12 protein-coding genes and 1 pseudogene are annotated in these 14,080 nt (G+C 36.8%); 1 reads left to right on the top strand and 12 read right to left on the bottom strand.

What is annotated here, in order from left to right; all coding sequences use genetic code 11:
- From AC07M3_RS14905 to filA, 5 genes and pseudogenes are all read right to left on the bottom strand, one after another.
- Positions 1-320: pseudogene (locus tag AC07M3_RS14905) on the bottom strand (putative pilus assembly protein FilE); the annotation flags it as partial.
- A complete protein-coding gene (gene filD, locus AC07M3_RS14900) occupies positions 314-1,978 on the bottom strand; it encodes a putative pilus system OmpP1/FadL family transporter FilD (protein ID WP_231761884.1) in 1,665 nt (554 codons plus the stop codon). The gene filD and the pseudogene AC07M3_RS14905, both read right to left, overlap by 7 nt.
- A gap of 18 nt (positions 1,979-1,996) precedes the next feature.
- Positions 1,997-3,163, bottom strand: a complete 1,167-nt coding sequence (filC, locus tag AC07M3_RS14895) for a putative pilus system protein FilC (RefSeq protein WP_309953874.1) — start codon at positions 3,161-3,163, stop codon at positions 1,997-1,999.
- A 44-nt stretch (positions 3,164-3,207) separates the two neighbouring features.
- Positions 3,208-4,041 (bottom strand): putative pilus system C39 family peptidase FilB, encoded by an 834-nt coding sequence (filB, locus tag AC07M3_RS14890; protein WP_494567644.1) that lies wholly within the window; start codon positions 4,039-4,041, stop codon positions 3,208-3,210.
- Positions 4,042-4,349: 308 nt separating this feature from the next.
- On the bottom strand, positions 4,350-5,225 hold the full coding sequence (filA, locus tag AC07M3_RS14885; protein ID WP_427962689.1) for a putative pilus system protein FilA: 876 nt from the start codon (positions 5,223-5,225) through the stop codon (positions 4,350-4,352).
- A 355-nt stretch (positions 5,226-5,580) separates the two neighbouring features.
- Here filA and AC07M3_RS14880 point away from each other — a divergent pair, with 355 nt between their 5' ends.
- On the top strand, positions 5,581-6,930 hold the full coding sequence (locus AC07M3_RS14880; RefSeq protein ID WP_494567643.1) for an anthranilate synthase component I family protein: 1,350 nt from the start codon (positions 5,581-5,583) through the stop codon (positions 6,928-6,930).
- Positions 6,931-6,933: 3 nt separating this feature from the next.
- Here AC07M3_RS14880 and hisC read toward each other — a convergent pair whose 3' ends face one another.
- The 7 genes from hisC to AC07M3_RS14845 all read right to left on the bottom strand — a co-directional run bounded on the left by hisC (position 6,934) and on the right by AC07M3_RS14845 (position 13,776).
- Positions 6,934-8,019, bottom strand: a complete 1,086-nt coding sequence (gene hisC / locus AC07M3_RS14875; protein ID WP_494567642.1) for a histidinol-phosphate transaminase — start codon at positions 8,017-8,019, stop codon at positions 6,934-6,936.
- A gap of 69 nt (positions 8,020-8,088) precedes the next feature.
- Positions 8,089-9,378 (bottom strand): histidinol dehydrogenase, encoded by a 1,290-nt coding sequence (hisD, locus tag AC07M3_RS14870; protein WP_005043028.1) that lies wholly within the window; start codon positions 9,376-9,378, stop codon positions 8,089-8,091.
- Between the two features lie 107 nt (positions 9,379-9,485).
- Entirely contained in the window at positions 9,486-10,169 is a 684-nt protein-coding gene (gene hisG, locus AC07M3_RS14865) for an ATP phosphoribosyltransferase (protein ID WP_003655841.1), read from the bottom strand.
- Positions 10,169-11,425, bottom strand: a complete 1,257-nt coding sequence (gene murA, locus AC07M3_RS14860; RefSeq protein WP_092711078.1) for a UDP-N-acetylglucosamine 1-carboxyvinyltransferase — start codon at positions 11,423-11,425, stop codon at positions 10,169-10,171. The genes hisG and murA overlap by 1 nt, the downstream gene beginning before the upstream one ends.
- Positions 11,426-11,431: 6 nt before the next feature.
- A complete protein-coding gene (gene ibaG / locus AC07M3_RS14855) occupies positions 11,432-11,683 on the bottom strand; it encodes a BolA family iron metabolism protein IbaG (protein WP_004794487.1) in 252 nt (83 codons plus the stop codon).
- Between the two features lie 138 nt (positions 11,684-11,821).
- On the bottom strand, positions 11,822-12,160 hold the full coding sequence (gene hpf, locus AC07M3_RS14850; RefSeq protein ID WP_049838342.1) for a ribosome hibernation-promoting factor, HPF/YfiA family: 339 nt from the start codon (positions 12,158-12,160) through the stop codon (positions 11,822-11,824).
- A 167-nt stretch (positions 12,161-12,327) separates the two neighbouring features.
- Entirely contained in the window at positions 12,328-13,776 is a 1,449-nt protein-coding gene (locus tag AC07M3_RS14845; protein ID WP_494567641.1) for an RNA polymerase factor sigma-54, read from the bottom strand.
- Positions 13,777-14,080: the final 304 nt, after the last annotated feature.

Here is a 14,080-nt window from a genome sequence, read left to right as displayed (position 1 = left end):
GTTGGTGCAGTATTTAATTTATTTTCTACTTGTTGTTCTAATTTTTTCGGTAAATCTTTAATTTGCTCTTTTTCTTTATAATTTTTTTGAGCAGGAAGAATTACCGTCTTATCTGATGAATTTTGAGGTTGTATTTTTATTTGAGGGATAGACTGTTTTTTTTGATCAACTCTTTTACTAGGCACAATCATAGGACGACCATCTGGGCCGATAATCGTATAGAAACCGTCTGCATAAGATATAGAAACATTTGCTATCGCAATACATAAAATTGAAATAGCAAATTTAGGTCGAAACATCCATTTATATTGTCTTACCATTTTGTTCTGTAACTCAAACCAAGCACTGTAATTTTAGTATTTGTTTTTACATCCAAACCAGCATAAGGATTTAATAAAATATTATCAACACCACATTTATTCGATAAAGTACTCGTACATGCTGGAATATTATCTCGACTGCGCAAAAAACCAACTGAAAGGTCTAGGTCGGTATCTGTATCAAAACGATACCCCAATCCTAAACCAAACAATTGCGCATTATTAATTGGAACCATGGTATTACGTTTGTCATCAGGAATAGCACTAGCACGGGGCTCATAACCTGCTCGTAATTTTAAACGATCCGTTGCCGAATACTCGATGCCGATTCCCCAACTCCATGGTGAAGTAAATTTTAATGGCAATGCTAAAGAGCTATCTGTCACATCATTAGATAATAGTTTTGCAACTTTAAGTAATGAAATCTGGCGATCAAACTCAAATTTAAATTTATCCCATGCTGAATAATCAGTCCATCCAACATCAAAGTTTACTTGTAAATCTGGTAAAATCTTATATTTAATACCTGCCTGAAAATGTGCAGGATATTCTAAATCCATAGCTACTAAACCTGATTCAATATCAGGTACATACCCAGGTAAGCCTAGAATTCGAGCTAAAATTTGTCCAGTCGCAGATGAGTTCAGCCCGCGTACCAATTCTTGAGGCGCTTTAGCATTATCAATCATGTATTTGCCTTTCATACGCATCTTGGCTGAGCTTTGGTAGACCATACCGAAGCCAAAATCATCTGTCGGCTCCCACAGCAAGCCCAAGTTATAACTTGGACTTAAAGACTGCTCCATGGAAACTTGTAAGGCTCCCATTTTATTAAATGGGTTCATACCTTCCTGAGCATTACACATCCCAAATAATAATAGATCAGTAATCATGTCATTATTATTCTTAAATGGCGCACAAACCACTTCATCAACCATGCGTAAGACACCAATCATCTCATTCGGAAAACGAAGATCTGTTTTTAATGCTAGTGCGTTATATGACATTCCAATTGAAGCACCAATTGATAAATGGTCATTAACTTGATAACCAAAAGATGGGGATAAATATGTGATTCGCTCTACAGCAACTTGTTGCCCCATATAGTTACCAGCATTACCATTTTCTGCACCAAAACCTGCTACCAATGGTGCATATACTGCTGTTGCATAGGTTACTTTCGAACCTGGAGGCTTATAGGAAATTCCTGCTGTAGGAGCAACGAGTGGATAACCAGCTCCTAAATCAACCATTTTTTTAAGAATAGGCACATATAAGCTGGCATATTCAACATCACCACGTACAGGCCCTTTAAAGTCTGTACAAATATTAGCAGTAACTTCCGGACCATCATTACAAACCAGAGGATCATCTGAATAACCAAAAACGTTATAACCAGGTGGCGCTGAAAATTCTCGCTGGATATCAAAATTAGCTAGGATACCCTGTACATCGGTTTGCAGGCCATCAATCTTAGCTAATGCTGCTGGGTTAAAATGAACTGCACTAATCCCTGGCGGATCTGCCGTTACAGCATTCCCCATCGATAGTGAACGAATATCAACAGCTAGATTTTGTCCTAATTGAGCATTGGCAAGGCTAGAAACACCGGATATCACAATTGCCGCCGTTAGAGGACATAATTTAGGATATTTCACCTGCCTATCTCCTTATTTTTATTTTTTGCGCAAACCTAAAATATCTAGCGGGAACGATAAACCAAGTGAAACATCTGGTGCATCCTCTGTTAAACCAAAACCAACTGTACCGTTAACAATCGTGTCAGGTGAAACACGTACCCCCAAAGCAAAAGCCATCACCGCACTACTCTGATCTGGCGACTGATATGATTCACCACTTTCAAACTGAAACTCAGAATTTAAGTTAAAACTTTGCTGATATGACATGGTTAATGACACGTCATAGTTAAATGAATAGGCGAAACCGAAAGAGAACCCGCCACTAATTCCAGGATCAAATGACTCTAAAACACGACCACCACCACGTACCTGATTTAAACCAGTCTCTTTAAAACCATAATTGGCAGAGGCAGATGCAAATAAAACAACTGGATCGATGTACTTACGAGTACTCGCTCCTACTCCTACAGAGTAATAACCTTTACCAGTTGAAAGTTCATTTTGGGCAACTTCATATGGGCTATCCCCAGTTTTAGTAGATACACTACCAAACAGGACTAAAGGTAAACGTCCTTGTTTCAATGGGAAAGGTTCCCAACGTGCACCTAGAGAAATATCACCCAATCCTGCAGTAGTTGAATCACTAGCAATATCAGATTTAGCAACTAGAGGTACTGTTGCTGAAAGTGTTAAATTATCTAAAACACCATATTGTGCTGTAAAACTGTTGGTCAAAGTATGTTGAGCATCTTCCCTAATACTTAATCGACTAATACTAGAGTTATCATCAGCTAGTGCTAAATCCAAAATACTGTCGCGATAATAGGTATAATCGAGATCATAATATGTAGAAATTTCCCCTCTTTTAATTAATGAATATTGTCGTTCATTCGAGGTAAATACTTCTTGTAAGTTTGTCTCTTGACTCGCATCGCCTTCTTTTTTCTGCAAAGCGGTGGCCGCTTGATTCGCTCCAGTATTTGCTGTTACAGGATCACTAGTTACCACGTCTGTAGACGGAGTTACATTTTCTTCTTGAACTGAATCTGTGGCTGGCATTACTTCTGATGCTGTATTCGTTTCAGAAACAACAGCAGTATTTTGGACTTCCGTTTGTGCAACTTGATCCTTTGCATAGATTGTTCCTGTAATGGCGCTCATACTTAAGGCCAATACACTCATCTTCATCCATCGATTATTCATATTCCTTCCACCCAATTTATTTATTTTACTAAATCAAAAATTCATTACTTACGTTTGTAGTAAAGACGCATATAAGTTTCTATCGGCTGATTATAATTTGAAGAATGGCTGTCATTATCCAAAACCCGTCGCATTGTTGAGGCTTTATTTGCTAAACGGTCATAATTAAATGTCGGATATTGCACATCAACAAAAGCATAACGGTTAACAGTTGCATCTTCCACATGACGCATATCTGCATCTTTCAATGCCAATAAGTCTTTACGTTGCGATTCAGGAACAGAAATAACAAATAAAGTATTATTATCCCAAATTTCTTTAAAGCGATTTTCATCAAAGCTGATATTCCCTAATGCAGGATCAGCAACATAGACTCGTCCATCTTTATAGGCTTTATATACGACAAAATGTTTAAATCCAGCATATGAAATGGGAACAATTGCGGGTTGACCTAATTTAACTAAATCAGAGAACTCTCCACGATATCCCCCACTATCCAAACCAATAGCAGTCACGAAACGCTTCATATCAAGTAATGAGAAGCTGCGGCGTTCAATAATCCGTTGATATTCACCATACTGAAGCAACCCGCTCATGGTCTGCTGCTCAGTCAAACTAGTGCCCACATAGCCATTTAATAAAGTGGTAAGTGCAGCCGAACCACAGCTATAGTCATAGGCTTGTCGAACAATACCGCGAAATTGATCCTCTATCGCAGGTCTAATCGTAACGGGCTCAATATGATTTCGGCGAAAAGATAAATTACGTGAATCGGCAGTCTCTGTGTAATAAACAGTTCCCGGCGGCTTTTTTTCTATTTCGAAGGCTTCTGTCGCAAAGTAATACATCAATGCTGAGCCTAAAACTATCTCTAACATAAGCACTTGGTCTAAATGGTGGCCTAACTGGCCTTATTCATTTTATTCTTAGAGCAATAGCTCTACATCCCTGTGACTTGAAGATACCTTGTTTTTTTGTAAAAAACAGCTTTTTTTTAATCTTTTTGATGAACGCATAGTTCTAGTCTAACTAAACTGTTAATTAGCTCTCATTCTTAACTATGAGCACTTTTAATATAATTAATATACATATAGTAATTTTATTAATTCTTAAGAAAAATTTAATTAAAACCTCAATTAAAAAAAGCGCGTATTAAACGCGCTTTTTTAATTTTAAACTTTCTAAATTAGTGACCAGAAATTGTAATTGTAGAAGTACCTACATTAATACCTTGGATTTCAACATCTCCAATTGATGCATTACCCGCAGCACCTAAGTGTATGCCTTGTGCATAAACATTCATACCTTGAGTACTATTATTTTGAATTTTCAAGCCAGTTGGTACAACAGAAATATCTGCATTCACATCTAAGTTACCAGTTGTATTACCAGCACCACGGACCATTACTTTGTCTAGAACAATTTTACCACCGCCAGCAGCATCGTTAATACCCAAGTTAGATAGTGTCAAACCACCTTGTAAGCTTGAATTTACTTTAATCATTGCACCTTGTGGAGTAGCACCTAACTGAACATTAGCTGAAATTGCGCCTAAAGATAAATCTAACCCTGTGAGAATTTCAGTTGGAGCAGCTTCAGTAATACCACGTACAGCAGTTGTTTCATTTAAAGTACCAGAACTACCAACACCAATAGAGCCAACTTTTACATTAACTGCACCTACATTTGCAGCAACGTTTAAAAATGCGCCATTTCCACCAGATGCTCCAACGCTATCAATTTTAAGATCTAATAGGTTCTTTGTTGCATCTACCTGCGTAAGAGTGATCGCTTTACCACCTGTTGCCGTTGTACCTGTGATTGTAATTGCACCGGCAGTTGCTGCAGCACCAGTAATACCTGTAGCAGGATCTAAACCATCGTTATCGTGAATATATAATTTATCGATAGAAATACCACCAGTACCTAAAGCAATACCGATATTAATACCATCCTGACCTGTAGCAGCGCTCAGTGCAGCATCATCCATTGACTGCATTGCCATTGCATTTGCACTGATAGCTAAAGAAGAAACTAAAGCAAGTTTAGTGAACATTTTCATTGAGCACTCTCCCAAGAGCATTTATTTTTTGACTTTAACCACTCTCATTGTCTCAAGTTGCATTTTTCTTTATATAGCAACCGAAACTTCCAATCCTTGAGTAGTTTTGCTTAGCAATTACTAAATTACATCTACGTTACTTTTTGTTCAACTAGTGTTGTGCATTTTTTGCCAACTACCCGACAAACGGTACGCTCAATTCATTCCACTTTTAACTTCCCAATATCCCCCAATCCCATACTAAAATTCGACTATTTTATCAGCAAAAAACACCTCCCCTATAAGTCTTCTCCCTGACGATCCACAAGTTGTAGTAAACTAATATTTCCCTCATTAACTATTCTCTTATTCAAAAATGTCTCAGTTAAAGAAAAAAATCTCATTAAATGGTAAAAATTCTGCCGAGATTTTAAAAAATTTACAAGGATTAACTGGGCTCATTTATTTAAATGACAATAACAATCCTATTATTGGCTTTCTTCCTCAACAATACATTCTTATTCAAAATAAAAATAATTTAGTTTTCCAGCGTCAAAATTTTAATGAATATAAAAATATATCAAAATCGAATCAGTTATTAGATTTTATTCAACTTAAAGAAAATAATTTAAAAGAAAATGAATCGATAACAAGTTTTAACGGTGGCTATATTGGTTTTATTAGTTATGATTTTGCAGCACATCAATTTATTAACGGTCAGAATCATATACAGCCATCTTTATTCTTAGGCCAATATCGTTCTTTTTTAAAATATATAGATAATGACTGGTATTTTTTTAGCGATGAAGAAAATGCTCTTGATCTCTTCACATATATTGAAAAAGAATTAGAGACTCCTATTGTCAATAATTCTAAAAATACATTTAAATTAAAAAATGCTATTCAGCCAAGATGGTCTAAAGAACAATATTTTGAGGCCTTTTATAAAATACAAGAATATATTAAATCGGGTGATTGTTATCAAATTAATTTAACCCAAGAATTTAAAACCTCTTTCACAGGGTCATTATTAAATAAAGCAGAAGATTTATGGAATCTTACTAATGCACCATATGCAGGTTATTTAAAATTAGATCAATTTGAGTTATTAAGTTGTTCCCCTGAGCTTTTCATTGAGTTCAATCAAAATAAACAAATCAAGACCAGACCGATTAAGGGAACTATGCCTCGATATAAGAATATTGAAAAAGATTTTATTTCTAAACAAACTTTGAAAAACTCGCAAAAAGATCAGGCAGAGAATGTCATGATTGTTGATTTATTACGTAATGATTTGAGCATTTATGCCAATACAGGCTCTGTAAAAACAACAAAACTATTCGAGATTGAAAGTTTTAATCAAGTCCATCATATGGTCAGTGAGATTGTTGCGACTCTTAAAGATGATATCAACCCTATGCAAATGTTGCTCTCTGCTTTACCGGGAGGATCAATTACAGGGGCTCCAAAAATTCGGGCAATGCAAATTATTGAAGAATTAGAAGAAGAAGCAAGAGGTGCATATTGCGGGACATTAGGTTACTTCAATTTTGATGGAACCGGTCGCTGGAATATTCTTATCCGGAGCTTTCAACAATATCAGAATCAGCTCTCTTTATGGGCGGGTGGTGGTATTACGATTGCCTCAAATGCAGAAGCAGAATATCAAGAAAGCCTTGATAAAATCTCTGCTATGCTGAACTTGATGAACAGCACAGCAGATTAAAACTTAAAGAATATCTTGTTTTAACGTTTGCACTAAACGCATATTCTGCTCATCAGTACCCACTGTAATACGCAAAAATTGATTAATACGAGGCTTATTGAAATAACGCACAATAATACCTTGTTCACGTAATTGCTGTGCGAGTTGACCCGCATCATGGACTGAGTGTGAAGCAAAAATAAAGTTCGCTTTAGAAGGTAAAACTTTAAAGCCCAAAGCAGTTAAGTCATCTACCAGCTTTTCACGACTAGAAATAACTCTCTGAAGTTGCTTTTCAAAATAAGCCTGATCTTCAAAAGAAGCTACCGCGGCTGCAATTGCAAAACGGTCAATAGGATATGAGTTAAAACTATTTTTGACAGCTTCAAGCGCTGCAATTAAATGTGGCTGAGCGATTGCAAAACCAACGCGCAAACCAGCTAATGAACGAGACTTTGAAGTTGTTTGACAAACAACCAAATTCTCATAGCGATTTACAAGACCCACTGCAGATTCTGCTCCAAAATCAACATAAGCCTCATCGATCACCACCACCCGATCTGGATTTGCTTTTAAGATTTGCTCGATATCTGGCAAATTCATTGCAATACTGGTTGGTGCATTAGGGTTTGTAATAACAATCCCACCATTTGGTTGTATATAGTCCTTAGCTTCTATCTCGAAATTCTCATTAAGTGGAATTTCTTTAGTTTTTGTTCCAAAGAACTGACTATAAACTGGATAAAAACTATAAGTAATATCCGGATAAAGAATCGGTTCGTCTTGAAGGAAAAATGCTTTAAAAATATGAGCAAGTACTTCGTCTGAGCCGTTACCCACAAAAACTTGAGAAATTTCAATATTCTGTTGTTTAGCAATTGCTTGCTTTAAAGCTGTAGCATCTGGGTCTGGATATAAACGTAATGCATCAGCTTGCTGAGTTAAAACAGCTTGAACTGCTTCAACTACTTTTGGTGATGGCGGATATGGATTTTCATTCGTATTAAGTTTCAATAAATTCTGAATTTTAGGCTGTTCACCAGGAACATAAGGCTCTAATTCACGAACTTCTGGACTCCAAAAGCGCATTTGTGCTGTAGATAAAGTCATCGTCTTATCTCAAAAAAGGGCTGAAAATCAGCCCTGAGTAATAATTAAAAAACTACAAGGTTTATAAGCTTATTGATAACGATAGCGTGCTGAGCGTGCATGGGCATCTAAATTCTCTTGAACTGCTAATATGTCTGCTGTTTTAGCCAAGGTTTTAACCCCATCTTTCGAGCACATAATTAGGCTCGAACGTTTTTGAAAATCATAAACGCCTAATGGAGAAGAAAAACGAGCAGTTCCAGATGTCGGTAATACATGATTTGGGCCCGCACAATAGTCACCGATTGCTTCAGGTGTATAACGCCCCATGAAAATTGCTCCAGCATGACGAATATCTTCGCTCATCGCTTCGGCATCATCTAAGCACAGTTCCAAATGCTCTGGTGCAACCTGATTAATCAACTCAATTGCTTCTGCACGGTCTTTTACCAATACCAAAGCACCACGGTTTTCAATTGAAGTCCGAGCAATATCTGCCTTTGGCAATTCATTTAAATGCTTTTCAATTGCCAACTCGACTGCATTAAGCAAAGCTTCATCTGGAGTTATAAAAATAGCTTGAGCCACAGTGTCATGTTCAGCTTGTGATAAAACATCCATAGCCAACCAATCTGCATTATTCTCACCTTCTGCATATACTAAAATTTCAGAAGGTCCAGCAATCATATCGATGCCGACTTGACCAAATACAGCACGTTTAGCAGCGGCTACAAAACGATTCCCTGGACCAGTAATTTTATCTACAGGTGGAATTGTCTGAGTACCATAAGCCAAAGCTGCTACAGCTTGCGCCCCCCCAATGGTAAATACTCGGCTAACTCCCGCAAGATAAGCTGCGGCAAGAACCAATGGATTTAACTCACCATTCGGTGCTGGAACAACCATAATAATTTCAGGTACACCCGCAACATGAGCAGGTACAGCATTCATTAGAACTGAAGATGGATAAGAGGCTAAACCACCTGGCACATAAATACCGACACGGTCTAGAGGCGTAACTTTTTGCCCTAATGTATTGCCCAAGTCATCTATATAAGTCCAGCTATCTTGTTTCTGAGCTTCATGAAATGTACGAATACGCTTTGCGGCTAACTCTAGAGCATCACGAATCTCGGGGCTTAAATTATCAAAAGCAGTTTTAAGTTGTTCTTGAGATAATTCTAAATCTGAAAATTGATGCGCAGGATGTCGATCGAACTGTTGAGTAAGCTTTAAAACATGATCATCACCATGCTGACGAACATCAGCAATAATTTGATCTACTGTTTGCACTAAATTAAGATCATTCACGGTTTCAAATGCTAAAAGCTCAGCAAAAACCTGTTTGAAGTTCTGATCTTGAGTCGATAAACGTCGCATCAATTTACCCACAAGGCGAAAAAAGAAAAAGTAAGTTTACTCTTTTTCTAAGCGCTTGTGGGCATCATCTGGCTTAACTATTGCAAAAGCATGATGGGAAATTGCTTTTAACGCGATTGAACAGCTTGTTCAAGCTGTGAAATGATTGGATTTAACAAAGTTTGTTTACGTTTAAAACTGGCTTTATTTACAATTAATCGAGAAGATACTTTGCAAATCTCTTCTAATGGCTCAAGACCATTTGCTCTTAAAGTATTGCCAGTATCAACCACATCTACAATGTAATCACCCAAACCGACCAAAGGTGCTAGCTCCATAGAACCATAGAGCTTAATAACATCAACCTGCTCACCTAAGCTTGCATAATACTGACGTGTAAGATTGACATATTTCGTGGCAATTTTTAAACGACCCTTTGGATGCTCCATGCCTACTTTACCAGCAGTCATTAACTTACATTTAGCAATTTGCAGGTCAAGTAACTCATAGACATGCTGAGCACCATGTTCCATCAACACATCTTTACCCGCTACACCTATATCTGCTGCACCATTTTCTACATAGGTTGGTACATCAGATGCACGTAAAATTAAAATACGTACTTGCTTATGCGTAGTAGGGAAAATGAGCTTACGAGACTTTTCTGGATCTTCGAGTAAATTAATACCCGCTGTAGCCAATAAAGGTAACGTCTCTTTTAAAATACGCCCTTTACTCAATGCCAAGGTCAAACCATGATCAAAATTACCCATCACATCAAAATTAGGATCATCGTTTCTTACATCATTCATTAACTTACTCGCTTAATTTTGGCACCTAAACCTTGAAGCTTCTCTTCGACATGTTCATAACCACGGTCAATATGGTAGATACGATCAATTAATGTATCTCCCTCTGCAACTAAAGCAGCTAGAACTAAAGAGAATGAAGCACGTAAATCTGTTGCCATAACAGGCGCTGCCTGTAAGGTTTCAACTCCTGTTACCACAGCATCGTGACCTTCCACCTGAATATTAGCGCCCATTCGTGATAACTCAGGAACATGCATAAAACGATTTTCAAAGATCGTTTCAGAGATTGTCGCGAATCCACGGCCAATAACATTTACTGCCATCAATTGTGCTTGCATATCAGTTGGGAATTCTGGATGTGGCAAAGTTCTAAAACTTACAGCTTTAGGACGTTTACCCATCATATCAAGTTCAATCCAGTCATCACCACGAGTGACTTCAGCCCCCATTTCTTCAAACTTATCCAGAACAGATTCAAGCAATGCCGGATCCGTATGAGTTGTTTTTATACGTCCACCCGTAATTGCAGCGGCAGCTAAATAAGAACCTGTTTCAATACGATCAGCAACAACGGCATATTCACAGCCATGTAAACTTTCTACGCCAGTTACAACAAGAGTATCTGTATCAAGACCTTCAATCTTTGCGCCCATTTTAATTAACATTTGAGCAAGGTCAGTAATCTCAGGTTCACGTGCTGCATTACGAATAGTTGTAACACCGTCTGCCAATGCTGCTGCCATTAAGATATTTTCGGTACCGCCAACAGTCACCATATCAAAAACAACTTCACCACCTTTTAAGCGACCATCAACTGAAGCGTGGACATAACCATTTTCAACTTCAATATGTGCACCCAAAGCTTCTAAAGCTTTTAAATGCTGATCCACAGGTCTTGAACCAATCGCACAACCGCCTGGTAAAGAGACTTTAGCATTACCATAACGTGCTAATAATGGTCCTAAAACCAAAATTGAGGCGCGCATTGTTTTTACCAGTTCATAAGGTGCAAACTGATTATCTAAAGTAGAGGTATCTGCTTTTACTGTGTCATTTTCATAGCCAATCGTTACCCCTAATCCACCAATTAGCTTTACCAAAGTATTAACATCTTTAAGATTTGGAACATTGGTTATTGTAATTGGAGAGTCTGCAAGAATAGTTGCAGCAAGTAAGGGTAAAGCCGCATTTTTAGCACCAGAAATGCGCACTTCACCTTCGAGCTTAACACCACCCGTGATTAAAAATTTATCCATTAATATTTAAGCTCCGAAAAGGCTTGCTTTACGCCATTCATCTTTGGTCATTGCACGAATTGTTACCGCGTGAACTTCCCCACTTGCAATATAAGTATTTAATGGTGCATAAACTAATTGTTGACGAGCCACTGTACGCTTACCTTCAAATTGATCATCCACTATACGGAGGTCAAATTTTCCAGCCTGTCCGCTCACCGCCACTTCCGCTACAGGGAAAGCTTCTTTTAAAATTTGAGTGAGCTGTTCACTATTCATTGCAAAGACCTCTGACACAACCTAAGGGGTAAAACGGAGTATTTTACTATAACTTTTTCCAAGAATTCAGTACGTGTTTATATTTTATCAATAAAAAAGAGGCTATCTTTCAAGCCTCTCTTAACTTCAAAAAACTTATTAAATAGAAACAGTAACTTGCGAATAAGTACATTGCATTTTTCGATATCTTAATAATTGTCTTTTTAATTTTTCAGTCAATTTTTTAATTGAAGTATACATATCATCAGCAGTTGCCTGAGCAAACAACTCAATCCCCGGCAATCTTACAATAGCCTCTGCAACATGATTTGAACTGCCCTTATGAGAGCGCTTATCAATTTGATGATCTTTTGTTAATTTAATCTGCATACTGTTCACCTGATCTAGGTGTTTCGTTAATTGATTAAATTTTGATTTAATATTTTCTTCTATAGCTGGTGTAATTGCTAAATGATGACCACGAATCGTTATTTGCATAATTCTATCCCTCACCTTTTTTAGGTTATCTAAAGAAGAACCAAAACGATTTAATGTTATCAAAAAGAAACTTAGGACAACTAAACCATTTTAGCTACTCCTCTTGGTGAAATTGAAATTTCATTATTTCGTCATAATGAATCTCTAGAATAGCCATACTTCAAAATTCAGATCAAGACTTTTCTTTCAGACGATGAAGGAATATGTAACGATTCTCGATATTTTGCGACGGTACGTCGCGCTACTTCAATCCCTTCATCTTTTAATAATGTAGCAATCACATTATCTGACAAGGGTTTACGTGGATTTTCATTTGCTACAAGTTTTTTAATCATTGCACGAATTGCAGTAGAAGAAGCCTCCCCTCCAGCAGTTGTGCCTACATGGCTAGAGAAAAAATATTTCAACTCAAAAAGGCCGCGTGGAGTAAGCATATACTTATTTGTTGTTACACGAGAAACTGTAGATTCATGCAATTCCACTTCTTCAGCAACATCTCGAAGAACCAAAGGTTTCATTGCTTCAGCACCTATCTCCAAAAAAGCTTTTTGATGTTCAACAATACAAGATGCTACTTTTAATAGCGTTTTATGTCTTTCATCAATGCTTTTAATAAAGTTTTTTGCCTCAAGCATCTGATTACGTAAATATAAATTGTCCTCACTTTGATCTGCTCTACGAATCATACTGGAGTAAAAACTATTAATTCTTAATTTAGGCAGCACATCTGGATTTAGTTGAACCTGCCAGTGTAAATCTTTTTTAGAAACCACCACATCTGGAATTTGATAGTCTGATTCTTCTTTATCAAAGTCCATACCCGGATAGGGTTTTAATGTTTTTAAAAGATTGATTGCAAACTTCAATTGATCTTTCGTTAGACCTGTCTGCTTGAGTAATTTATTTAGATCATTTGCTATTAAAAGCTCATAATATTGCAATAGGCTTTTTGCCTCGTTTAAATATTCAACGTTTTTCGATAAAAATTCGAGTTGTATCTTTAAACATTCTGCTAAATTACGCGAACCAATTCCTAATGGATCAAGTCTTTGAATATGTTTTAAAACAACTAAAACTTCATCTTCCTCTATCTCTTCCTCGATATCCATTTCATTCAATAATTGCTGTGATGCTAAAATGATTTCCTCTAATTCAGCATCCAAGAATCCTTTATCATCTAATGCATCAACAATGCAGTAAGCAATTAATTGATCTATTTTAGAAAAGTGCAGAAGATTAACTTGTTCTAGAATATGTTCTTTTAAAGATAATTGAACTTGGCGATTATCCTCTCGCTCTTCAAATTCTGGAGTAGCCAAAGCCGTCGATTGATGAGTATAAATATCATCCCACTCTGTATCGACTGGTAAATCATCAGGTAAATGGTTTGCATTTAATTCAGTTGTTAAGTCATCTGAGTCTTTGCTTTCTAATGTAGACAGACTTTCTATTAATGACTCTTCTTCTATTTTTTCAAGTAAAGGATTACTATCTAGTTGGATCTGAATTTCTTGTTCAAGCTCTAAACTAGAAAGTTGTAACAAACGAATTGCCTGCTGCAATTGAGGTGTTAACGATAGAGAATTCGCAACTTTCAACCCAACAGATAATTTCATATATTTAAAATTCCATAAAACAAGCAAAAATCATGCCTATTCAATATTTATAACATATAGTTTCTATTTATCATACATATCAGTTTGAAATTTTCTGAAGAAAAAGTGATTTTTTATTAAAAAGTCCTGTTACAGAATAACCTTATTTATCGATTAGATATTTTTGTTAATTAATTGCTACTTAAGTAGGCTTAATATTTTCGGCTTCTTTTTCCCATTACTTTAGTCATAAAAAAACACCCCTGGCCTATTGGACAGGGGTGTTTGAATAATGAGCTGGCGATGACTTACTCTCACATGGGAA

The sequence above is a fragment of the Acinetobacter sp. GW821-FHT09D10 genome, assembly GCF_059416285.1.
Note: the sequence above shows the minus strand (reverse complement) of the source record. Positions and strands in the feature narration are given on the sequence as shown.